The following is a 23,053-nucleotide window of genomic DNA, read 5'->3' as shown; positions in this document are numbered from 1 at the left end:
TTCCCTTTCCTATGGTTGTGTTACCGTTTCGGAGCATTCGACGACATGGATGCCGTAGCGACATCGAAAAACATCGAGGGATGGTCCAAAAAATAAATGATCGCCACTGCTGCAGCGCCGCATATCACGGCATCGCTGGGCAGGGCGGATAATGTGATCGTCGTGGAGTCGCGCAGCTCGGGGATCACGTGCTCGTCGACGACCTCGCGGATGGCGCTCAGCAGCCGCTGGCCGCCCTGTGCCACGATATCGCCGATGACGATGCGCTCGGGGTTGTAGCCGTTGATGATGGTCACGCAGCCGAACCCGGCGTACTGCCCCACCTCTTCGACCAGCAGCCGTGCGCGTGCGTCGCCGGCGTCGGCCAGCTGGAACAGGGCGTTGCACGCCTCGGCATGCCCAAGCTCCTTCGCGTGCGGCACCAGATCGCGGCTGATGATGGTCTCGTGGATCACCACGGCCGAGCAGTAGCGTTCGAGGCATCCGACGTTGCCGCATTCGCAAGGCCGGCCGTGCATATCGATGCTAATATGGCCCAGCTCAGTGGCGGCGCCGAGCGTGCCGTTGATGAGTGTGCCGCTGTCGATGATGCCCAGTCCCACGCCCTCGCCGATCAGATAATACGCGAGATTCGAGCAGGAGCCACTGCGGTCGAACAGATAGTTGGCGAGCGCGCCGGCCCTGGCATCCTGCTCGATGAAAACGGGAACGCGGAAAGCGCTCTTGAATTCACGCAGGAAATTGACCGTGCGCCAGGCGCGCATCGAGGAAACGAGCACGGTGCGCCCGACGGTGCGCAGATAAGGCCCGGGAACTGCCATCCCCACGGCGATGATGCGCGGGTCGTTGCCGAGCAGTGCATCCACGCTGGTATGCACGAGCTGTATGGTCTGCGGAACCGTGTCGTTGGTGACGGTGGGCAGATCGCGCAGCGAAAGACACAATCCGGCGAGATTGAAGACCCCGATCTGCACGATGCTGCGCGCGAACTTGACGCCGATGAAATGGAAGAGGTTCTCGTCAAGCCGCAAGCCGATGGAGCGCCGGTTCTTATCGCCTTCGATGTCGCCGGTCTCTTCGATGATGCCGGCGTCGAGCAGGCGGGCAGTGATCTTGGTGATGGCGGCAGGAGTGAGCCCCAAGGCCTTGGATATCTGCGCGCGTGAGCATATGCCATTGCGGAACAGGTGGTGCAGGATGCGCGACCTATTGGATTCGGAAACCTTCGCTTGGGATGTGACGGTCTGTACCGTGCGCATGACACCCCCTTAGAGCTTTGGCATCGAATTCGTTCCTCGTTGAATCAGAACTCACAGTATAGGTTAATCGAGTTAATTCTCTGACGCAAGTCGCGTGTGTCACTTGCAAGTCGCGTGTCGTCGCGCCACGCCTGTGGCGAAACTTGCGGGTAACGACACGTCATTTATACTCAGTGGGATGCCGGCCCCGACACGGGGCCATGTGATCCGGCCGTGGTTTGGCTCGATCCGATACACACAGCAGATAGCTCATCGATAGAGAGGAAAGCAGTGAAGTACAAGAAGACTCTGGCAGCGTTCGCAGCGATCGCGACGCTTGCCTCGCTTGCCGCATGCGGCGGCGTGAAGGACAGCGGTTCCGCAGGCAGCGGTTCCGCCATCACCATCGGCACCACCGATAAGGTCGTCAGCCTCGACCCGGCCGGCTCCTATGACAACGGCTCCTACGCCGTGCAGATTCAGGTGTTCCCGTTCCTGTATGCGCAGAACTACAACACGGCGAAGCTCAGCCCTGACATCGCCGCGGACAACGGCACGTGGAGCGCCGACGGCACCAAGTTCACGGTCAAGCTCAAGAAGGACCTGAAATTCGCCAACGGCCATGACCTGACCTCCTCCGATGTGAAGTTCTCCATCGACCGCATCAAGAAGATCAACGACGAGAACGGCCCCAGCTCGCTGCTGGCCAACATCTCCTCGGTTGACACGCCCGATCCCACGACCGTGGTCTTCAATGATGCAGTGCCTCATGATGTGACGCTGACGCAGGTGCTGTCCAGCCCGGCAGGCCCCATCGTCGACGAGCAGGTCTTCTCCGCCGACAAGCTCACGCCTGCGGACGCCATCGTCAAGGCCGATGCCTTCGCAGGGCCGTACAAGCTCAATTCGTTCAAGCTCAACGAGACGGCATCCTACGCCAAGAACGACTCCTACCAGGGCCTGACCCCGGCCAAGAACAGCGCCGTGCAGGTGCAGTACTTCGCCGACGCTTCGAACCTGAAGATGGCGGTGCAGCAGGGCCAGGTCGACATCGCCTATCGCTCGCTCACGCCTACGGATATCAGCGACCTGTCCAAGGACAAGAAGATCGACATCGTCAAAGGCCCAGGCGGCGAGGCTCGCATGCTGACCTTCAACTTCAAGATCCAGCCCTTCGGCGCGTCCCAGCCTGACGCCGACCCGGCCAAGGCATCCGCAGTGCGCCAGGCCGTCGCCGACCTCGTCGATCGCCAGGAGCTGGCCACCAAGGTCTACAAGGGCACTTACACGCCGATGTTCTCCTACATTCCTGACGGGCTGGCCGGCCACGAGGACACCCTCAAGGCGGCCTATGGCGATGGCAGTGGCAAGCCGAGCCTGGACAAGGCGAAGCAGACGCTCGCCGCCGCGGGCATCACCTCGCCGGTGGACCTCAAGCTGCAGTACAACAACGACCACTACGGCTCCTCCTCGTCCGACGAGTACGCGGCAGTCAAGTCGCAGCTTGAAACCGGCGGCCTGTTCAAGGTCGATCTGCAGCAGACCGAGTGGACGCAGTACAACAAGGAGCGCGTCGTCACCAAAGATTCCGACGGCAGCTACCCGGTCTATCAGCTCGGCTGGTTCCCGGACTATTCGGACCCAGACAACTACCTCTCCCCGTTCTTCCGCGATGGCAACTTCGTCAACAACGGCTATGCGAACAAAGAGGTCAACGACCTGATTGCGAAGCAGGCCGGCCAGACCGACGCCGCCGCCCGCGAGCAGACGCTCAAGCAGATTCAGGCCCTCGTGACCAAGGATCTGCCGACGCTGCCGCTGCTGCAGGGCAACCAAGTCGCCGCCACCAGCACGAAGATCAAGGGCGTGGTGCTTGATGCGTCCTTCCGCTTCCGCTATGCCTCGGTGACCAAGTCCTGAACTCATGCTGCCTGAGGGCGTTCGCGGTCCCCATGACCGTGCCGCCCCTAGGCGTCGCAGAGACGAAGTCCTGACCAGCAGGGCAACTAGCAATGATGCCGGGGTCTGTCGCTTGCAGCGCACAGGCCCCGGCATTGCTGCATTGGCTGCGCTTGTGGTTGTGTTTGCAATTGCGCCTGTGCTTATATCGTGTTTATGTCATGGTATGAACTGATTGAGTTATTACCTGACGAAGTTATTACCTGTACTGATTAACTGATTGTTTGATTATTGTGTTTGATTATTCCTTGATTGAAGGAGCTGCTCCAAGTGTCGCAGAGCGCCATACAGTCCGCAGCCGTGCCTGAGCCGTTGGCCAGACACGAGGCGGAGAAGAAACCGCCCGAGAATCCGGTCGCAGGGCCGCCGGAACAACCATCCGGAGCGCCGGCCAAAGCTGCCGAAAAACCTAAGAAGAACAGGATCTCAGGCGGATTCTTCCGCTTCGTCGTCACCAGATTCCTGCTGATCATCCCGACCGTGTTCATACTCGTCACCGTCGTGTTCTTCGTCATGCGCGCTACGGGCGACCCGATCTCCGCGGCCCAGGGCGGCCGTCTGAGCCCGCAGGAGCTGCAGCGGCGCATCCATGATGCCGGGTACGACCGTCCGCTTATCGTGCAGTATTTTCAATATCTGGGCAATCTGCTGCACGGCGACCTGGGCACCACGCTTACCGACAACCAGCCGGTCAGCTCGATTCTGGTGCACTACGGCGCGGCTACGCTTGAGCTGGCGATGCTTTCGCTGATCGTGGCGCTTGTTGTAGGCATTGGCCTGGGGCGCATCGCCGCCAAGCACCGAGACCACGGCGCGGATGCGGGCATCAGGGTCTTCGCGATCCTGTGCTACGCCACGCCGGTGTTCTTCCTGGGGCTTGTGCTCAAGCTGGTGTTCTCCACCTGGCTCAACGTGTTGCCGAGCTCCGGGCGCTCCTCGCTGTCCACGGATATGCAGTTCAACCGGCTGGTCTCGCCGACCGGGCTCTACATCATCGATGCGCTGCAGCTGGGCGATATGCATGTCCTGCTGGATGTGCTCGCGCATGCCGTGCTGCCCTCGCTGGCGCTGGGGCTGCTGACCGCAGGCGTGTTCATCCGGCTGGTGCGCACGAATGTCATCTCCACGTATAATTCCGACTATATCGAGGCCGCCCGCTCGCGTGGCGTTTCGGAGAAGCGGCTGCTGTCCAAGCATTCGTGGAAGCCGGCGCTCATCCCAATCATCACCGTCATGGGCATGCAGATAGCCATGCTGCTCGCCGGTGCGGTGCTGACCGAGACGACCTTCGAATGGAAGGGCCTGGGCTTCATGCTGTCCAACTATCTCAAGGCCCGTGATTTCGTCGCCGTGCAGGGCATCGTGATTCTCATCGCGATCATCGTGTCCGTGGTGAACTTCATCGTGGACGTGATCAGCGCCCTCATCGACCCGAGAGTGAGGTACTGACGATGAGCGACAATACAGCGAATACCGTTACGGTCCCCGGCGACGAACGACTCGACAATCTCAAGGTGCGCAAGCCCGTGCCGTGGCTGTCCCGGCTGCCGCTCGCGAAGGACCTCTCCATCGCCGTCGGCTGGCAGAAGGGCATGCTGGTGGCCGGACTGGTCATCACCGCGTTCTTCCTGCTGGTCGCCATCTTCGCTCCGGTGATTGCGCCATACGGCTTCTCGCAGATCAAGGGTGCGAACGGCGTGGCATTCCCGACGCAAAGTGCGCCGGGCGCCGGGCACATCTGGGGCACCACGGTCGGCGGCTTCGACGTGTTCAGCCGTACGGTCTGGGGCACGCGCACCGCAGTGATCGCCATCGTCATAGCAGTGCTGCTCTCCATATTCGCCGGCGTGCTGCTGGGCCTGGTCTCCGGATACTTCGGCGGCTGGGTGGATCGCGTGCTCGTGGTAATCGCGGACGCCATCTATTCCTTCCCCTCGCTGCTGCTGGCGATTCTCATGGCCATCGTTATCTCCGGCGGTCAGTCGAGCCTGTGGGGGGGCATTCTCGCCTCCGGACTTTCGATTACGGTCGTCTATATTCCGCAGTACTTCCGCACGATTCGCGCTGAGGTCATCCGCATCAAGGAATCGGCCTATGTGGAATCGGCCAAGGTAGTCGGGGCCTCGACCTGGCGCATCATGACCAAGCATTTGCTCAGGAACTCGACGCGCACCCTGCCGGTCATCCTGACGCTCAACTCCTCCGAGGCGATTCTGACGCTGGCGGGGCTGGGCTTCCTTGGCTTCGGCATCGAGCCGACCGCCGCAGCCGAATGGGGCTACGACCTCAACCGCTCGGTGGCCGATGTGACCGCCGGCATCTGGTGGACCGCCATCTTCCCGGGGCTGGCCATTGTGCTCATCGTGCTTGGCATCACGCTGGTCGGCGAATCGCTCAATGACCTGGCCGATCCGCGGCTGCGTGCGCGCAAGTCTGCAGGCGAGGTCGTCGGGTCCATCGAAGACACGTCGGTCGATCCGAATGAGAAGCCCGGCGAAGCCAACGAGGTGGCGGCGGAGCTGGAATCCCTGCGCATTGCGGCGGCTGCGGACGAGGAGTCTGGCGGCGCTGACAGAGCAGACGCAACGACTGAAAAGGAGGCGCGTGATGAGTGAAACCACAACTACGGCGACGCCGCATCTAGGCAAGGATGAGCTGGCTCGCATCGACGATCTGAGCGTGTCATTCATGACTGACGCCGGCTCCATCAAGGCCATTGACGGCGTCGACTTCACGATTCCGAAGGGCAAGGTCGTCGGCGTGGTCGGCGAATCCGGCTCCGGCAAATCCGTCACGGCGCGCTCGATCATCAAGCTGCTGCCGGTGACAGCCGCCACTTCGGGCGCGGTCTATCTCGCGCGTCGTGACGGCACCGGCGAGCTGGATGCCTTGGCGCTGTCCGGCGAGCAGCTGCGCCGTATGCGGGGCGATGAGGCTGCGATGGTGTTCCAGGAGCCGGGATCCGTGCTCAATCCTGTGTTCACTATTGGCTGGCAGATCGAAGAAGGCCTGCGCGCACATGGCCTAAAAGATAAAAAGGAGCTGCGCGCCAAAGCCGTCGATATTCTCAAGAAAGTCGGCATCCCTGACGCTGAGACCCGTGTGGACTACTATCCGCACCAGTTCTCCGGCGGGCAGAAGCAGCGCATCGTCATTGCGATGGCGCTTGTGCTCAATCCCGGGCTTATCCTCGCGGACGAGCCGACTACCGCGCTCGACGTGACCGTGCAGGCCGAGATACTCGACCTGCTGCGTCTGGCTCGTGACGAGTTCGGTGCCAGCGTGCTCATCATCACGCACAACATGGGCGTGGTCGCCGACATCGCCGATCAGGTCGTGGTCATGTACCGCGGGCATGTGGTCGAGCAAGGCGATGTGGAGCAGATCTTCTACCATCCGCAGGCCGAGTACACGCAGCGTTTGCTGGCGGCGGTGCCGCGCATCGGGCAGCAGCTCACGGTGCACGACGACGAAGGCAAGGCGCTCGAGCGCTCGTCCGACTGGCGTCAGGAGCCGGTCGCAGTCGAGGCCAAGGGCCTGACCATCACCTACCCCGGGCGTCTCATGCAGCCTGATTTTGTGGCGGTCGACGGCGTCGACTTCACGATTCACCGCTCCGAAGTGCTTGGCTTGGTAGGGGAGTCCGGCTCCGGCAAATCCACGACCGGGCGGGCGATCGCCGGCCTGCAAAAGGTCTCCGGCGGTTCGCTAAACGTGCTCGGCGTCGAGATGAACGGCGTCAAGGAACGCGACTTCAAGCCCAAACGCGCCGATATCGGATTTGTATTCCAGGATCCGGGAAGCTCCTTCGACCCGCTGATGACCATAGCCGAGAACGTTGCTGAGCCGCTGCTCGTGCATCACAAGTACTCGTCGGTGGCCGATGCGAAGGACTATGTGGGCGACCTGCTCGAAATGGTCCAGCTGCCGAGAGCGTATATGAACCGCTTCCCGCACGAGCTTTCCGGCGGCCAGCGCCAGCGCGCCTCGCTGGCCCGGGCGCTCGCGCTGAAGCCGTCATTGCTTATCGCTGACGAGCCGACTTCGGCGCTCGATGTGTCGGTGCAGGCCAAAGTGCTGGAGCTGTTCAAGAAGCTGCAGATCGAAATCGGCTTCGCCTGCCTGTTCATCACCCACGATCTCGCGGTTGTCGATATGCTCGCCGACCGCATCATGGTGATGCATCAGGGCCGCATCGTCGAGCATGGCGACGCCGACCAGGTCATCGAACGCCCGGAGAATCCTTACACGCGCAAGCTCCTCGCTTCGCTGCCGGTGCCTGATCCGCGCGAGCAGCGGGCGCATCGCGAGCATTTGCACGCGCTGGCCGCCGAGGCGGTGTAAGGGCAATCGGGTTGCGCGGGTGCGGCGGGCATTGGGCATGGGCACTGGGTGTCTGTGCGCTGATTATCCGCCGCAGCCCGGTACGTCAGCGTACGTTTTCTGTCATGGGAACGATGTGCGTATCGGAAAACGTACACTGACATCGACTAAGCGTACGTTTTCCAATACGGAGTCAGCAAACGTGCCGGAAAACGTACGCTGCCAATGCGAGGCAACGCGCAAAGACGGCCGATCAGACGGCCTGTCCGTTGAACGTGAACAAAGCGCGGGGGTTGCCCTGCGCGAGCCGGCGGCGATACTCCTCGACATACGCCATGCGCCCCACGGTGCTGGCGGCGAGTGGCTGGGGCAGCTCGCCGGGCGCGAACCAGCCCACCTGAAGACTTTCCTCGTCGCCGACGAAGGCGGCCGAGTTTCCTTGCGGGTCGGGCTTGCATAGGAACAGATGATCCATGTACATCGTCCGGTCGCCGTTGGCGTAGGTCACCACCTGCGATGAGGATTTCACCGACACCAGGTCGGTGACGATCGCATCGACCCCGGTCTCCTCCTTGATTTCGCGCGCCACCGTATCGGCAGGCTCCTCGCCCGGCTCGTTGATGCCGTACACCAGCGCCCACTCGCCGGTGTCGGCGCGTCGGCCGAGCAGTACCCGGCCATCAGCGTCCTCGACATAGGCGGTCACGCCGATCATCCAGAGGAGCTGATGACCGATCTTCTTGCGCAGATCGAGTACGAATTGCGGTGTTGGCATGGGGATTCCTTGCGGTCGTTAGCGTGTGCGTGCAGAGGACTGCTGATGTATCCACTGCTCGACATCCTCGATCTGCTTGGGAATGCCGGCGGAAAGCCATTCGGGGCCGTGCTCGGTCATGAGGACGTCATCTTCGATGCGGATGCCGATGCCGCGCAGCTCGGGCGGCAGCAGCAGATCGTTCTGCGCGAAATAGAGGCCCGGCTCGATGGTGAAAATCATGCCCGGCGTGATTTTCGCGCCCTGATACGACTCGTAGCGGGCCTGCGCGCAGTCGTGCACATCAAGGCCGAGATGGTGGGCCACACCGCAGGCGATCCAGCGGCGATGCTGCTGGCCTTCGGGGGAGAGCGACTCCTCCACGTCGACCGGCAGAATGCCCCAGTCATGCAAGCGTTCGGCAATCACCCGCATGCAAGCATGGTGGATGTCCGAATAGGTGGCACCGGGCTGCGCGGCTTCGAAGCCGGCCTGCTGGGAGTCCAGCACCGTCTGGTAGAGCTTGCGCTGCAACGGCGTGAACGTGCCGTTCACCGGGAAGGTGCGGCTGATATCGGCCGTGTACAGGCTTTCCACCTCCACGCCGGCGTCGATGAGCAGCAGCTCGCCGTCGCCCACCATGCCCGTGTTGCGCATCCAGTGCAGAATCGGCGCATCCTTGCCCGAGGCGATGATGGTGTCGTAGCCGACCGTGTTGCCCTCCTCGCGGGCCACGGAGTTGAACGCGCCTTCGAGCATGCGCTCCGAACGCGGCTTGCCGACAGCCTCGGGCAGACGGGACAGAATCCGGTCGAAGCCCTTCTTGGTGGCGGCGATGGCCTTGCGCATCTCGTTGATTTCGAAGGAATCCTTAACCAGTCGCGCCTCGGAGGCGTATTCGAGCAGCTTGTCATCCTCGGCGGCGTTATCGCCAGGGTCGGCGAATCCGTTGGCCTGCCGCGCCGCTTCGACCATGCCGGTGACCTCCGGGTCGGCCTGGCGAATCGCGCGCACCCGCACGGCTCCGGCCTCGGCGCCGACATCCTTGCCGATTGCGTCAGCTAGTTGCGCGATGTCATGCGTCTCCAAGCCGGTCATCGCATGCAGCTCCTTGAGCCCGGCGCGCGGGCCGACCCAGTACTCGCCGTAATGCGCGTTCGCGTAGTAGTCCTCGGTGCTGTTGTCGGCGCGGGGCGGCACGAAGAGCTCCGCATGATGCGTCGCGCCGGACTTGGCCTCCGGATCGGCGGGGTCGATGGGATTGAGCACCAGCACGGCTCCGGCCTCGTAATCCTGGCCGAGGCCCGTGTAGTACGAGAAGACGGAATCGGGGCGGAAGGCGTAGTCATCGTCGTTGTTGCGCACCTTGGGCTGGCCGGCCGGGATGACCAGCCGCTCGCCGGGGAACTGCCTGCCGAGTGCTTCGAGCCGGGCGGGAATATACGTGCTGGATTCCAGCGGCTTGATGTCGGGCTCCTGATTGTCCCAGCCGGTCGTCATGAAATCGCGGAAGGCGTCGCTGCGGGGGCGCAGCGTGCGGTTGTTTGTCCGATCGTGCATCGGCTGATCGGCACCCGGTGCCTGCGAAGCCTCCTGTGCCTCGTATTCCTTGTCCTTGTCGGTCACGACGTCGCCCATTCATATCTCCATTCATTCGCATGCGTGATTGCATATGCAGTCCATCGTAGTTCGAGCAGCTTAACAGCGTGTGATGCCCGTTTGCGCCAGCTGAATTGTCCGCGCGTCGTCTTTCGACCGCTAACAAGATGCTGACGTACGTTTCGTCACATTGTGCATCGAATTTGCGTAGCATTTCGTACGGTAAGGTCGCTATGGCGTACAAAGCGCAACGTTCTTACGTCTTGCTCGCCGTCGGATGAAACGAACGCTGGTTCACCCGCTCGCCTAGAATAGGAAAGATTGTGAAGCGTGTGAGGCAAGTAGAGAGATGAGGGGTAACGCACAGCATGTCATATGAGCATCCGAACCAAGGCAAGACTACGATCCGCGAGGTCGAACGCGATATCATGAGCCGCCCCACGGAGCATAACACCACGAATCTCGATCTCGACCGCATGGCGATGATGCTCGACCTGCTGGGTCACCCGGAGGATTCCTTCCGCATCATCCACATCACCGGCACGAATGGCAAAGGCTCGACGGCCCGCATGGCCGAAGCCACCTGCCGGGCGTACGGCATGCGCACCGGGCTGTACACCTCGCCGCACCTTGAGCGCATCAACGAGCGCATCGCGATCGACGGCCAGCAGCTGAGCGACGACGATTTCATCGACGCCTGGGAGCAGATCAGGGATTTCGTGGAGCTTGTCGACGCTGCGATGGCGAAGCAGAGCAAGCCGAAGATGAGCTTCTTCGAAGTGCTCACCGCTATGGCCATCTGGAAGTTCGCTGATGCGCCGGTCGATGTCGCCGTGGTCGAAGTGGGCATGGGCGGCAGTTGGGACGCGACAAATGTGCTCGACGGCGACGCGGCGATTATCGGGCCGGTCGATATGGATCATATGCAGTGGCTCGGCGACACTGTGGAGCAGATCGCGACTGAGAAATCAGGCATCATCAAGCCCGGATGCACCGCCATCATCGGCGCGCAGCCGCATGCGGACAAGGTCATGCCGATTCTCGAAGCCGCTGCGGCGAAGAACCACGCGACGCTGGTGCGTGACGGCATCGAGATGGAAGTCGTCGCCCGCACGCTGGCCGTGGGAGGCCAGGTGGTGACCATGCGCACGCCCAACGGTACCTATGAGGATGTGCCGGTCGCCAAATTCGGCGAGCATCAGGCTCATAACGCGCTCGCTGCGCTGGCTGCGGCCGAAACGGTCATTCCTGTCAATGGCGTGCTCGACGGCGACCTGGTGGCCGAAGGCCTGAGCGGCGTGAAGATTCCGGGGCGCATCGAGCAGATTCGCACCTCGCCGACCATCATCCTCGATGGCGGGCACAATCTGAATGCGGCCGAAGCGCTGCGTCGCGCCATCGAAGAGAACTACGACTTCAAGCAGCTCGTCGGCGTCATTGCCATGATGGAGGACAAGCAGGTGGAGGAATACCTCGGCGTGCTTGAGCCGCTGCTCAGCCATGTGGTTGTCACCGAGAACTCCTGGCGCGAGCGCGTGATGCCCGCCGAGGAGCTTGAGAAGATCGCGGTGGACGTATTCGGGCGCGACCGCGTCACGCGCGTCGATGAGCTGCCCGACGCCATTCAGACCGCTGTCGATATGGTGGATGCCGAGGATGAGCTGGGCGTGGGATACGGTCACGGCGTGCTCGTCGCCGGCAGCTTCGTCACCGCAGGCGACGCCCGCACGCTGCTCAAGGAGCAGGTCGATCCTGATTTGCAGCGCACGAAGGCCGAGCGGGTACATCAGCCGGCGGTGGAGCCGGAGCCGCGGGATGCTGCGGAGGATGGCTCAGCTACACCGGACGGGGATTCCGTAACGGATGATGAAACCGATCCGGAGTCGTCGGTGTCGTCCCCAACGGCATCATCGTCCCCAACGCCGTCGTCATCGTCACCGTCACCGACTGAAAACTGAGCATCGGGCTGCGACATGTACCTCAAAGAACTGACCCTGCGGGGGTTCAAATCCTTCGCCTCCGCCACCACCCTGCGCTTCGAGCCGGGGATTACGGCGGTTGTGGGCCCGAATGGCTCCGGCAAGTCGAATATCGTCGACGCGCTGACCTGGGTCATGGGGGAGCAGGGTGCGAAGAATCTGCGTGGCACGTCGATGGAGGACGTGATTTTCGCCGGTACGTCGAGCCGTCCGCCGCTCGGGCGTGCACAAGTGACGCTCACGATCGACAACGCGGATCACGCGCTCGACATCGACTATGCCGAGGTGACGATCAGCCGTACGATTTTCCGCAACGGTGGCTCGGAATATGCGATTAACGGCACGGTCTGCCGCCTGCTCGACATTCAAGAGCTGCTGTCTGACACTGGCCTCGGCCAGCAGATGCATGTGATCGTGGGGCAGGGGCGGCTTGACGCCATTCTGCGCGCGGATCCGAGCGGGCACCGGGCCTTCATCGAGGAGGCTGCGGGCATTCTCAAGCATCGCAAGCGCAAGGAGCGTTCGCTGCGCAAATTGGCGAATACCGAGGCCAATTTGTCGCGGCTTGACGATCTGCTGCATGAGATTCACCGGCAGCTCGGGCCCCTGGGACGGCAGGCGCGTATCTCGCGTCGCGCCGAAAGCATTCAGGTCTCGCTGCGCGACGCGCAATCGCGCATCTATGCTGAGGACACGATCGAATCGTTGCAACGACGCGAATCGCTGCGCACGGAACTGACTGGCATTCGCGGCGAGCTGACGCAGCAGCAGCGCGAGCTCGCACAGATTCGGCTACGCATCGAGCAGGTAGAGGCGCTGGGTTCTGCGGCAAGCCCGGCCATCGTCAAGGCCAATCAGACGTGGCATGAGCTTGCGGGCATCGAAGAGCGGCTGCGGTCGCTGGCGCAGCTCGCGCAGGAGCGTGCGCGGTCGTTGACGACGCAGATCGTGACGAATTTCGGCGAGGATTCGGAGTTGCTGGAACGTCGCGCAGCTGAGCTTGACGGGCAGGCGCAGGCTTCGCAGCATGCCGTCGAGGAAGCGCGGCTTGCCTATGACAAGGCGGTCGAGGAGCGTGCTGGCGACGAGAAGCAGCTTGCCTCGCTGCGTCAGACGTTGGCCGAGCTGCGTGTCAACGCCCGGCAGCGCGAGACGCGCGTGGCGAACTTGCGCGAAATGGTGGCGCGTGAGGAGTCGGCTGTGCAGTTGGCGCATACCCGCGCCGCCGATTTCACGGCGCAACGCACGGATATCGCCGCGCAGCGCGACGCCGCGCAGGCGCAATATGACGAGCTGAGCAAGTCAACCGCCGAGATCGGCGATGACGATGGCAAGGCACTGGACGCGGCCCGCGAGCAACTGCGCCAATGCCAGGAATCGTTGGCATCGCAGGAAGACAAGCTGCGCAAGGTCAATGGTGAGATCATATCGCAGCAGGCCAAGGCCGATGCGCTGAATGACACTTTGGACAGCCGCAACGCCTCAGGGGCGCTGGAACGCGATGGCGATATCGCCGCCTTGGGCCGGCTCACTGATTTCATCCATGTTGCTGATGGCTGGGAGGAGGCCGTCGCGCATGCCTTGGACGAATTCGCCAGCGCCATCGTCGTTCCCGATGCCGATGCGGTGCTGCAAGCCTTGGAACGCGCCAAGAATAGCCAGCTCGGCAAGGCGGTGCTGCTGCGGCCAATGGACAATGCGCCAATGGTCAAGAGCGATGGCGCTGGGGCTGATGCGGACCGTGCGGCGCTTGAAAACGCTGATGCTGTGGATATTGACGCGGAGAACGAACATCCGCAAGGCACGCCAACACGCGGTGCCACACACTCAGCTGCCGCACTGGTGTCGGTCAATCCATCGCGAGATGACGGTGAGCAGCAGATTCGTGCCGTGGTCGCTGCGGTGCGTGCGTTGCTGGCCGACGTATGCGTTGTAGAAAGCCGCGAGGATGCGGCGCGGGCGGTGCGCAGCGGTTTGTGGCGGCAGGCGGTGACGCGCGAAGGCGAGGTCATCAACCGTGTCGGTGCGATTGGCGGGTCGTCGCTGTCGCAAAGCGATCTGTCGCTGGCGGCGCGTCGCGACAAGGCATTAGGCCAAGTGAAGGCCTTGCAAAAACAGCTCGCGCAGTTGCAGAACGAGGTCGAGCGGGCGCGTCAGGCCCGGGATCAGGCGCGTCTTGCCGTTGATGCTGCGGCACAGCAGCGCACCGAGGCCAGAATGAAAGCGCAGCAGGCGCAGCAATCACTGCACTCCGCGCAGCAGCGGGTGGAGGCGTTGACGCGGCAGTTGAACGGCATTGAAACCAAGTGCTCCGCTGCCGCAGAAGACGGCGAGGCGCATGAACTCAAGCTTGCTGATTTAGGCCGTGCGTTGGCGCAGGCGCAGGAGTCGACGGATGGGCAGGATGATTTCGATGAGCTTGCTGACCGTGAGCATGAGCTCGAAACACGGCTGACCGCCTCCCATGAGCATGAGATCACTACGAAACTCGCATGGAACGAGGCGACGCGCAAGGGCGAATCGCTGCAACGGCAGGCTGGATTGCTGCATGACAACGCCAAGGAAGCGGTTGCCAGACGAGCCCGGTTGGAGACACTGAACGAAACGCGCCGTCAGCAGGCAGCAAAGGTCGAGCAGGTGGCAGCCGATGCGCTCGCTGTGGCGCAGCTCGTGCATCGTGATTTGGACGCCGTCGCCGCCAAACGCGAGGAATTGCAGCGTGCGGCATCCAGCCATGACGACGAGCTTAAATCGCTGCGATCCCAACGCAATGCGCTCGAACCGCAGGTGGCGCAATTGCAGCAGCGCGAGCATGCGTTGGATGTTGACCGTGAGCGGCTGGCGGCGAATCACGGGCAGCTCACGCAGAAGATTTCCGACGAGCTGGGCATGGGCGTGGATGAACTCGTATCCGGGTATGGGCCCGAGCAGCCGGTTCCCGTGCTTGACGACGAAGGGCAGCCTGTTGTGCTTGAAGACGAGGCTGCTGAAGCTGATACGGAAGGCGGGGATAAGGCTATTGCGGAGGAAGCGCCGCGCTACAAAACCGTGCCCTATGTGCGCGAGGAGCAGGTCAAGCGGTTGGACAAGGCCCGCCGCGACCTCAAGGCGCTCGGCAAGGTGAACCCGCTGGCCACCGAGGAATACGATTCGCTGCAGGAACGCAACCAATATCTCAACGATCAGCGCAACGACGTGGCTAAAAGCCGCGACGACCTCATGCAGCTCATCAAGGACCTCGACGCCACCATGACCCAGGTCTTCGCCAAAGCCTTCAACGATACGGCCCAAGCCTTCGCCAAGGTTTTCGCCACGCTTTTCCCCGGTGGTACCGGTCGCTTGCGATTGGAGAACCCGGACGATATGCTCACCACCGGCGTGATCGTGGAGGCCAGCCCGGCCGGCAAACGCGTCAAGCAGCTCAGTCTGCTCTCGGGTGGCGAGCGCTCGCTGACCGCGCTGGCGCTGCTCTTCGCTATCTTCACCGCCCGCCCCAGCCCCTTCTACGTCATGGACGAAGTCGAAGCCGCGCTCGACGACATCAACCTCATCCGCCTGCTCCATGCCTTCGAAGATTTGCGCGAGCACGCCCAGCTGATTGTTATTACCCATCAGCAGCGCACCATGTCTATCGCAGATGCCTTATATGGCATTACCATGCGTGCTGATGGAGTGACAGCGGTCATGAGTCAGCGGTTGGAACATATGGGTGATAGCGCTGTGCAGTAATGGCGGTTTTGCATGAACTATGTCTTGTTTGTGACATTTACTGGCTATAGAAGGCAGAAACAAGACATAGTTCATTGGATAATGCGTTATTTCTGACATTTAGACTGGATACAAGGCACAATGAAGACATAGTGGTTGGAGTGGCTTTGTCAGGCAGCGGAACGGCGGAAAAGGTGGGAACGAGCATGAAAATCGTTATTGCTCCGGACTCGTTCAAGGGGTCGCTCACTGCGCGGCAGGCGGCTGAGGCCATCAGACGCGGCGTGCTTCGTGCGCAGCCTGATGCCGAATGCGTTATGGTCCCTATGGCTGATGGCGGCGAAGGCACCGTGCAGTCCCTGGTTGACGCGACTGGCGGGCGAATCGTCAGCGCACGGGTTACCGGGCCTCTCGGCAAGTCTGTGGATGCCGCCTATGGGCTGCTCGGCGACGGGCATACCGGCGTGATTGAGATGGCCGCCGCCAGCGGCATCCAGTTTGTCGATGCGCAGACTAGAAACCCGCTGACTGCTACGACCTACGGCACCGGAGAGTTGATGCTCGACGCGCTTGACCACGGTGTCGATACGCTCATCATCGGGCTCGGTGGCAGCGCTACCAACGACGGCGGGGCGGGCATGGCTCAGGCGTTGGGCGTCAAGCTGCTGGACGGCGTAGGCAATCCGTTGCCTTATGGTGGCGCGGCGCTTGCTAATCTCAAGACCATCGATTGCTCGCATATTGACCCAAGACTCAGCGGAATCACCATCAATCTGGCATCCGACGTGACGAATCCGTTAACCGGCGAGCACGGGGCCTCGCATGTTTTCGGTCCGCAAAAAGGTGCCACGCCAGAGATGATCGAGCTACTGGATGCGAGTCTGGCGCATTATGCGCGCATCATCCGCGAGCAGACCGGACGCGATGTCGAACAGCTTTCGGGCGCAGGAGCCGCCGGGGGACTGGGAGCCGGATTCCTGGCCTTCACGAACGCCACCATGCGCTCCGGAGTCGATCTTGTTGTGGACGCCACCAGATTGAAATCCAAAGCCGCCGGAGCACAGTACTGTATCACCGGCGAAGGCGGCATTGACTTCCAGACCCGCTACGGCAAAACGCCAGTGGGCGTGGCGCAAGCAGTGAAAGAAGTTGCGCCAAACTGCACGGTAGTCGCGCTGGCAGGCAATGTCGGCGAAGGAATCGAACAACTCTACAATTCAGGCATCGACGCCATCTTCGACATCTTACCCAGCGTATGCACGCTCGAAGAAGCCATCGCCCCAGAGCAGGCCCAAATAAACCTGTCAAGAACCGCCGAAAACGCCGCCCGGCTGTTTGTGTGAGGTTGCGTGAGTCCGCATAGGCAGCGGTTCGACTAGCGCTAAGTCGAGGAGCAATACTGGCGGTAAGAGCGGCAGCATCAAGGCATTACTTATGCAACGGTCCTTGCTTTGTATCGGTAAATACGTCGGAAAGCACGTACTTCGTGTTCGGACCAGCTCCGACTCTTTGAATTAAACCGAGTTCGAAAAGTTCTCTGAGCACGTCTTGTGCACGGCGGCGGCGTGTGCCCAGACTACGAATCACATCAGAGGTGCTGATATGTGATTGCCGATGCAGCAGATCAATGACGGCGCGTTGCTGATCAGTCAGAAGTTGCGGCTTAATGGCATCATTTTCAGAATCGCGCACTTATCGCGCACTTTGCGTGCGCTCTTCATCGCTATCGCGCACTAATCGCGCACTCGTCGCGAACTTTTCATCAGCATCCCGCACCAATCCCGCACCGTCCTCAGCGCCACCCTGCTCCGGTTGCCGATAAATATTGATGCGCAGCTCGGTGTCGCCGCCGAGGAATTCGGGCGCTGCAAGCCCTGCTTCCTGAACTTGCGTGAGGATGCGGGGGATACCGCTACCCCAATGCTCGATGAAGCCCATGTATTCGAATGCCGTGGCCAGAGCCTCGTTGCGGACTTTGGAGTAGCCTTGCTTCATCTTTTCGATGGTCTGGCCGAGCGGCAGACGGCCCGGGGAAGTGATTTCCAAGCGGTTGTCGTAGATGGCGACCTGCACGCTGGAATGGTCGATGTAGCTGCGGTGAACGAGCGCGTTGACGATCAGCTCGCGAATCGCGTCCGGCGGGATTTCGTAGACATCCTTGCGATATACGCCTTGGAATCGCGCCCCCAAGTGGATGTTCCTGAGCACGTATTGATAGGCTTCCTCGATGAGCTCCTGAGGAGAGCCGGTGAAGGTGCGGCGATCCACGAAAATCGCCTTCGTGTCGCCTTTGAACACGCCGCATTGCACGGCGAAATTCAGAGGTTCGCTGCCGGAAAGGATTGCATAGGCGTTCGTTGCGACAAAGGTTCCATGACGCTCTGCGAGTACGCCCCACGACCTGAGCTGTTGCGATGTTACCGGCCTTACCTTCTCAGGATCATCGGCGTTGCCTCGGGCGGCAGCCGTCAGCGATGTGCATAGCGCCGCGATGTCATCCTCGGTAATGGACAGATCGAGGCAGGGCTCCTTGTCGAAGCTGCGGTTGCTGCCTTCGAACATCAGTTCCTTGATGGTAGGGGCGTCGGCCAGCCTCGTGGTGCCGGACACGCGCACGAAGGTGCCCTGGTCGCGGCCCAACGACTTGATGTAATACGGCCGCTGCGGGCCGGGCGCGATGGTGGCGACGATGACGGTCTTGCCGTCCAAGGTCTGCATGGCGATGTCCGGGATGATGAGCGGCTCGCAGCTGTCTGCAATCGCGTTGGAGATGGAATCCATGACCGAGAACACTGTGCTGTCAGGAATCCCAGCCACGCGAAGCGTCTTGTCTTCGATGCCGAACAAGATGCGCCCGCCTTGGCCGTTGGCGAAAGAGACAGCCATTTTGGTGTAATTGATGCTGCGGGATGGCACGGCAAACTTGAACTCAAGGTTCTTGGATTCACCGGACTGCAAGTCTTCAATACGCATAGCCATATCGCCTCCCTGCCGGTCCAGTGTTTGCCATTGTCCGCCAGTGTAGCAGCTACAGCAGCGCTTTGGCCCTTGCCACGGTTTCTTCGGCCAGCACTTCCTGCGCGTCGATGATGGGCAGCTCGGGCAGTGGGAACGCCTCATTAAACACCGAAAGCTCGGTGCACCCCAGGATGACCGCGTTGCAACGATATGGCCCGTTTGCGTCGAGGAACTCCTCGATGACGCCGCGATACAGTGGTTTGCTCAGCGGCAGTCCGCCCTTGACCTCGTCGTAAATCAGCGTGTCGATGCGTTGCTGCAGATCTTCGTCCGGCTCGACATAGGCGTACCCGGCCGACTCCACTTCGCCTCGGTAGATGCCTGCGGAGCAGGAGCCGCGCGTGCCCATGAAGCCTACGTGCGGATGGTCGTGCACGGGGTAGCGCTGCAGCATGTGCGCCACGGCGAGCTTGGGCATATGCAGAATCGGCACGTCGGCGCGCGATTGCAGCTCATCGAAGAAATAGTGCTCGGTGTTGCACGGCAGCGTGATGAAGCTGGCGCCAATCGCGTTGGCCTTGTCGATGTCATCGAACAGCGCGGGCACAGGGCTTTCGTCGCTCTCTCCCAGGATGAAGGCGGTGCGGTCGGGCACGGCGGCGTCGTTGAACACCACATAGTCCAGATATTCCTGATCGGTATGCGCGTGCGTGAGCTGATCGACCAGGCGGATGTAGCTTTCCGTGGCGAGCGTGCCCATGCCGCCAAGCACGGCGAAGAAGGGACGTCTCATGCCAGGTCCTCCTTATGGCTGAAGTACTGCGCGTAGCGCTTCTTGTAGATCGAGAACATGTGGCGGATCATCAGCCAGCGCGTCGGGTTCATGTCCTTGCGGTATTCCAAGGTCGTGCCCCAGTCGCCGCGCTTGATCATTGCAAGCCCGCGCTGTTTGTCCTCGCCGTCGCGCACGTAATCGCGGAAGATCGAGCGGGGTATCTCCATCCACAGCTTCGAGCCGTGCGCGAGCAGTGGCTGCCCATCGAAGGCGGTGTCCTCGACCAGGTCCTCAACGAAGTAGCGCGCCAGATTGCAGCCGTTGAGCGTGACGAAGTAGCTGCTGCGGCCTTGGCGCAGATTGATCTCGAAGAGCTTGTATTCGCCATCGCGCTCGTCGTATTTCATATCGAAGTTCGCGACGCCCTGATAGCCGATGTCCTCAAGGAAATCCTTGATGCGCAGCATGATCGGCTCGTTGTAGTCGGGGATGATGGCCGCGTAGTTGCCCACGGCTTCGGGCGTGGGATCCTCAAGCAGCGGGTGGCCGAGGAACATCATGCGCACGCGGTGATGCTGATCGACGTACGCATTGAGCACGCGCATGCGGCTGTCGTCGCCGGGAATGAAGTCCTGGATGATCATGTCGCCGGCGTATCCCGCCTCGTAGGACCGCCGAATCAGCGTGTCGAGTTCGTCCGGATCGTTGATGACGAAGGCCTTCTTGCGGCCGGGGAAGTCGATATCGAGCCACAGCGCGCTATCCGCAGGCTTCATGGCGACCGGGTAATCGAAGGGCAGCTCGCGGTAGTCGCCGCGCGACACGCCTTGGGCAGACACGACCTTTGTGGCCGGATGCGGCAGCTCGTACTGCTCGCAGGTCTCGTAGAAGCTCGATTTGAGGCTCAGCCGTCGGTTGAGCGCCTGGTCGAGCGTGTTGAAGACGAAGTATTCGTGCAGTTCGCTGCCGCATTGGCTCAGCAGATTCGCATAGAGATCGCCGCACGGTATCACCAGCAGCATCGTGTCCGGGTGCTGCTCCTTCATGCGCCTGCCGTAATCCAGCAAGGTGGCGCGGAAGGTTTCCGGCTCGCCGAAACCGGGGACGATATGCATGTTGAGAATATGACTGAACTTGGTCGGCGAGAGCTGGAAATGCGCGAATGCCGTGGATACGAGCCTGTACTCCTCATGGAAGGCTCGCGCCATGCCGTAGGCATTGATGTCGCTGCCCAGCAGAATCGGTTGGAATTGCTTCATGCCGTTACCTTACCTCGGGGACCGCGCATGCCGTTCGCATGCCGGTTGACTGCGCGAACAGTCTGGTAATTACCTCAGCGTCGCCGGGGTAGGAGACCGGCTTGCCGTTGATGGTATTGGCGGTCTCATTGCCCTTGCCGATAAGCATAAGTATATTGAGCCGGTCTGGATGCTCGCGGGCGTCCTGCAGCGCAGCGTCGACCGCCTGCTCGCGATCGACGACGATGCGCGTCATGGCCTGCGGATCGGTCACATAGGAGCTCATCTGCCTGGCGATTTCCTCGGGATCCTCGCGGTCCGGGTCATCGGTGGTGAACACGAAGGATTCGGCCCGGCCCAGCGCGCCTTTGACGATGCCCTCGCGCCGGTCCAGCGCCTTGCCGCCAGTGGAGCCGGCGACCACGACGATGCGCGGGTTACGGCCTGCATACTGCCGTTCGACCTCGTCAATCAGCGTTTTGGTACTCAGATAGTTATGCGCGAAATCGACATACGCGATGATGCCGTCGCTGCTGACGAAGCGCTCCATGCGCCCCGGCACCTGCACGTCATTGACGGCTTGCAGCGCTGTGTCGTCAGGACTCACACCAGCTTCGAGAGCGATGGCAATGGCCGCCAGGGCATTGGCGATGTTGAACTTGCCGCGCATGGACAGCTGGAAGTCCTGCACCTTTTTTCCGCGAACGAGCACGCTGAACGCCCCAGGATTCGCGTCGTCATCCACGGCGACGACATCGGCCGGTGTCGACAGGCCAGCGGCCTGATCGTGCAGCGCGAACGAGGTGACGGCGACGCCTTGCGAGGCCGCATCCTCGCGCAGCAGATCGGCATGGTCGCAGTCGGCGCCGAGCACCAGCGTGCGGCTGTTGGACACCAGCTGCCGCTTGCAATGGAAATAATCCTCGAAGGTCGGGTGCTCGATGGGGCTGATGTGATCCGGGCTGATGTTCAGGAACGCGCCGACGTCGAAGGTCAGGCCGAACACGCGATTGCGCTTGTAGGCCTGCGACGAGACCTCGGTGACGAAATAGCGCATGCCGTTATCCGCAGCCTCATGCATCATGCGGAATAGATCCAGCGATTCCGGCGTCGTCAGATGCGAAGGCTCGAAGTGCTGCCCGTCCAGGCAGCGGGCGAGCGAGGAAGACAGGGCGGCCTTGCCATGCGAAGCAGCGCTCAGAATCGCATGTGCGAAATACGCCGTGGTCGTCTTGCCTTTGGTGCCGGTGATACCGATCAGCATCATGCGCTCCTGCGGCCGGCCATAGAATTCCGCGGCGAGCAGGCTCATGGCTTGCTGCACGTTGCTCACGATGATGCCCGGCGCGTCGGTGTGGGTCGAGTAGTCGGTTTCGGCCACGTAGCAGCGCAGCGTCTGGGCGGGTATGGCTTCGAGGAATTCGGGGCGGAACTGTCCTTTGATGAACAGCAGTGTGCCGGGCCTGACCTCGCGCGTGTCATAGGTAACCGCGTCGAAGGGCGTGTCGGCGTCCGGAATCGCTTGGACGTCCAAGGTCCAGCGTTCGCCGTTGATGATTTCGTGCAGCAGGTGGTGCTGCTGCAGCAGGGCGACCGCTGTGGCCGGAGTCAGTGGAGACGCCGGCGAGGAAGGCCACGTAGGGGAAGAGGACGATGAAGCGGAAGACAATGCGGAAGAAGATGAAGATAACGAGGAGCGGTCTGCAGACATTCGGCTGGTCTCCCTTACAGCCAGGTATCGCGCACGGGCTGGCGACCCTTGCGCTCCAGCCAGGCATTGAAATTGTCGCGCCATGCGGCGTGCGCGTTGCGCTGCCAGTCCATCAGCTCCGCGAGCGTGAGATGGCCGATCTGCGGGTAGAGCGTGCTGATCGGCGCGATGAGATCGACGGCGGCGGTGGTGTCGGCGGTGGCATCATGGAAGTCGCCGTGCGGGTCGACGCCATAGTATTCGGTCGTGTATTCCAAGGTGCGCTTGCCCGAGCGTTTCGAAATCGCCCGGTCGATGACCAGCGGGTCCACGACGAGCAGTCCGCTGGGCAGGGTTTTGAGCTTCCAGCGGTGCAGGTCGCCTTCGAGCATGCGCACATCGAAGGGCGCGTTATAGGCCAGCAGCGGGATGTGCTTGGACTGCGCGGTTTCGATGAGCTGCGCGATGCGCGCGATGGCCTCTTGAGGCTCTTCGCCGTGCTCGGCCAGGAATTCGTCGGTGAAGCCGTTCACCGCGCTCGCACGGGGATTCATTGGCCGATGCGGGTTGATGACCCATTCGCCCACCGTGTCGCCGGCGTACCCGGCGCTCGGGTCGCGCAGCACCAGTGTGGCGGAAACAATGGCATCGCGACCGGCATAGGTCCCTGTGGTTTCGGTGTCGAAGCCGAGCAGCAGCGAATCGGGGAGCGTGGTGTCCTCGCCCTGCTCGGGGGCCGCCGACAATGCGGCGTCAAGTGCGTCAGAAGAAGCGGTCATGAGAGCCATTGTGCGCCAGCAAACCGACAAAGCGGTGCGCTGACGAATCGGCA

Annotated in this window: 16 protein-coding genes; 7 read left to right on the top strand and 9 right to left on the bottom strand. The window is 61.8% G+C overall.

Translation table 11 applies throughout. From position 1 onward, the window contains the following. Positions 1-20 precede the first annotated feature (20 nt). Positions 21-1,259: an ROK family transcriptional regulator gene (locus DDF78_RS08335; protein ID WP_152581318.1), complete on the bottom strand. Its 1,239-nt coding sequence runs from the start codon at positions 1,257-1,259 to the stop codon at positions 21-23. A gap of 270 nt (positions 1,260-1,529) precedes the next feature. Between DDF78_RS08335 and DDF78_RS08330 the strand changes: the two genes are divergently transcribed. The 4 genes from DDF78_RS08330 (at position 1,530) to DDF78_RS08315 (ending at position 7,541) form a co-directional block, all read left to right on the top strand. After that, complete coding sequence (locus DDF78_RS08330) at positions 1,530-3,158, top strand: ABC transporter substrate-binding protein (protein WP_152581319.1); 1,629 nt, start codon at positions 1,530-1,532, stop codon at positions 3,156-3,158. Positions 3,159-3,620: 462 nt separating this feature from the next. Then, the gene (locus tag DDF78_RS08325; RefSeq protein WP_237564614.1) at positions 3,621-4,646 is read left to right on the top strand and encodes an ABC transporter permease; all 1,026 of its coding nucleotides are present in this window, start codon (positions 3,621-3,623) and stop codon (positions 4,644-4,646) included. Positions 4,647-4,648: 2 nt separating this feature from the next. Beyond that, positions 4,649-5,812, top strand: a complete 1,164-nt coding sequence (locus DDF78_RS08320; RefSeq protein ID WP_152581320.1) for an ABC transporter permease — start codon at positions 4,649-4,651, stop codon at positions 5,810-5,812. Next, positions 5,805-7,541 carry a dipeptide ABC transporter ATP-binding protein gene (locus DDF78_RS08315; RefSeq protein WP_152581321.1) on the top strand — a complete coding sequence of 579 codons (1,737 nt, stop codon included), beginning with the start codon at positions 5,805-5,807 and terminating at the stop codon, positions 7,539-7,541. The genes DDF78_RS08320 and DDF78_RS08315 overlap by 8 nt, the downstream gene beginning before the upstream one ends. Before the next feature lie 232 nt (positions 7,542-7,773). Here DDF78_RS08315 and DDF78_RS08310 read toward each other — a convergent pair whose 3' ends face one another. Both DDF78_RS08310 and DDF78_RS08305 read right to left on the bottom strand, forming a co-directional pair. Continuing rightward, positions 7,774-8,295 carry an NUDIX hydrolase gene (locus tag DDF78_RS08310; RefSeq protein ID WP_152587869.1) on the bottom strand — a complete coding sequence of 174 codons (522 nt, stop codon included), beginning with the start codon at positions 8,293-8,295 and terminating at the stop codon, positions 7,774-7,776. An 18-nt stretch (positions 8,296-8,313) separates the two neighbouring features. Next, positions 8,314-9,912 (bottom strand): aminopeptidase P family protein, encoded by a 1,599-nt coding sequence (locus tag DDF78_RS08305; protein WP_152581323.1) that lies wholly within the window; start codon positions 9,910-9,912, stop codon positions 8,314-8,316. Positions 9,913-10,241: 329 nt separating this feature from the next. Between DDF78_RS08305 and DDF78_RS08300 the strand changes: the two genes are divergently transcribed. From DDF78_RS08300 to DDF78_RS08290, 3 genes are all read left to right on the top strand, one after another. Further along, the gene (locus tag DDF78_RS08300) at positions 10,242-11,831 is read left to right on the top strand and encodes a bifunctional folylpolyglutamate synthase/dihydrofolate synthase (protein ID WP_152581324.1); all 1,590 of its coding nucleotides are present in this window, start codon (positions 10,242-10,244) and stop codon (positions 11,829-11,831) included. 15 nt (positions 11,832-11,846) lie between these two features. Next, entirely contained in the window at positions 11,847-15,581 is a 3,735-nt protein-coding gene (locus DDF78_RS08295) for an AAA family ATPase (RefSeq protein WP_152581325.1), read from the top strand. Positions 15,582-15,766: 185 nt separating this feature from the next. Beyond that, positions 15,767-16,903 carry a glycerate kinase gene (locus tag DDF78_RS08290; protein ID WP_152581326.1) on the top strand — a complete coding sequence of 379 codons (1,137 nt, stop codon included), beginning with the start codon at positions 15,767-15,769 and terminating at the stop codon, positions 16,901-16,903. A gap of 85 nt (positions 16,904-16,988) precedes the next feature. Here DDF78_RS08290 and DDF78_RS12125 read toward each other — a convergent pair whose 3' ends face one another. The 6 genes from DDF78_RS12125 to DDF78_RS08260 are packed head-to-tail and all read right to left on the bottom strand — an operon-like array spanning position 16,989 to position 23,009. Beyond that, complete coding sequence (locus DDF78_RS12125) at positions 16,989-17,252, bottom strand: hypothetical protein (RefSeq protein WP_152581327.1); 264 nt, start codon at positions 17,250-17,252, stop codon at positions 16,989-16,991. Then, positions 17,253-18,539 carry an ATP-binding protein gene (locus DDF78_RS08280; RefSeq protein ID WP_237564608.1) on the bottom strand — a complete coding sequence of 429 codons (1,287 nt, stop codon included), beginning with the start codon at positions 18,537-18,539 and terminating at the stop codon, positions 17,253-17,255. Between the two features lie 49 nt (positions 18,540-18,588). Then, positions 18,589-19,311 carry an aspartate/glutamate racemase family protein gene (locus DDF78_RS08275; protein WP_152581328.1) on the bottom strand — a complete coding sequence of 241 codons (723 nt, stop codon included), beginning with the start codon at positions 19,309-19,311 and terminating at the stop codon, positions 18,589-18,591. Further along, on the bottom strand, positions 19,308-20,552 hold the full coding sequence (locus DDF78_RS08270) for a carboxylate--amine ligase (RefSeq protein WP_152581329.1): 1,245 nt from the start codon (positions 20,550-20,552) through the stop codon (positions 19,308-19,310). Before DDF78_RS08270 ends, DDF78_RS08275 begins: the two co-directional genes overlap by 4 nt. 4 nt (positions 20,553-20,556) lie before the next feature. Further along, positions 20,557-22,242, bottom strand: a complete 1,686-nt coding sequence (murE, locus tag DDF78_RS08265) for a UDP-N-acetylmuramyl-tripeptide synthetase (protein WP_152581330.1) — start codon at positions 22,240-22,242, stop codon at positions 20,557-20,559. Between the two features lie 14 nt (positions 22,243-22,256). Beyond that, entirely contained in the window at positions 22,257-23,009 is a 753-nt protein-coding gene (locus tag DDF78_RS08260) for an exonuclease domain-containing protein (protein WP_152581331.1), read from the bottom strand. Positions 23,010-23,053 lie beyond the last annotated feature (44 nt).

It is taken from the genome of Bifidobacterium tibiigranuli, from assembly GCF_009371885.1.
In the GTDB taxonomy this organism is placed as follows: Bacteria; Actinomycetota; Actinomycetes; order Actinomycetales; family Bifidobacteriaceae; genus Bifidobacterium; species Bifidobacterium tibiigranuli.
Note: the sequence above shows the minus strand (reverse complement) of the source record. Positions and strands in the feature narration are given on the sequence as shown.

What these genes read in the sequence shown, in the direction of transcription:
- DDF78_RS08260 (WP_152581331.1), bottom strand. Translation starts at nt 23,009, where the DNA reads ATGGCTCTCATGACCGCTTCTTCTGACGCACTTGACGCCGCATTGTCG.
- DDF78_RS08335 (WP_152581318.1), bottom strand. Translation starts at nt 1,259, where the DNA reads ATGCGCACGGTACAGACCGTCACATCCCAAGCGAAGGTTTCCGAATCC.
- DDF78_RS08295 (WP_152581325.1), top strand. Translation starts at nt 11,847, where the DNA reads ATGTACCTCAAAGAACTGACCCTGCGGGGGTTCAAATCCTTCGCCTCC.
- murE (WP_152581330.1), bottom strand. Translation starts at nt 22,242, where the DNA reads ATGTCTGCAGACCGCTCCTCGTTATCTTCATCTTCTTCCGCATTGTCT.
- DDF78_RS08300 (WP_152581324.1), top strand. Translation starts at nt 10,242, where the DNA reads ATGTCATATGAGCATCCGAACCAAGGCAAGACTACGATCCGCGAGGTC.
- DDF78_RS08290 (WP_152581326.1), top strand. Translation starts at nt 15,767, where the DNA reads ATGAAAATCGTTATTGCTCCGGACTCGTTCAAGGGGTCGCTCACTGCG.
- DDF78_RS08315 (WP_152581321.1), top strand. Translation starts at nt 5,805, where the DNA reads ATGAGTGAAACCACAACTACGGCGACGCCGCATCTAGGCAAGGATGAG.
- DDF78_RS08270 (WP_152581329.1), bottom strand. Translation starts at nt 20,552, where the DNA reads ATGAAGCAATTCCAACCGATTCTGCTGGGCAGCGACATCAATGCCTAC.
- DDF78_RS08310 (WP_152587869.1), bottom strand. Translation starts at nt 8,295, where the DNA reads ATGCCAACACCGCAATTCGTACTCGATCTGCGCAAGAAGATCGGTCAT.
- DDF78_RS08275 (WP_152581328.1), bottom strand. Translation starts at nt 19,311, where the DNA reads ATGAGACGTCCCTTCTTCGCCGTGCTTGGCGGCATGGGCACGCTCGCC.
- DDF78_RS08320 (WP_152581320.1), top strand. Translation starts at nt 4,649, where the DNA reads ATGAGCGACAATACAGCGAATACCGTTACGGTCCCCGGCGACGAACGA.
- DDF78_RS08305 (WP_152581323.1), bottom strand. Translation starts at nt 9,912, where the DNA reads ATGGGCGACGTCGTGACCGACAAGGACAAGGAATACGAGGCACAGGAG.
- DDF78_RS08280 (WP_237564608.1), bottom strand. Translation starts at nt 18,539, where the DNA reads ATGGCTATGCGTATTGAAGACTTGCAGTCCGGTGAATCCAAGAACCTT.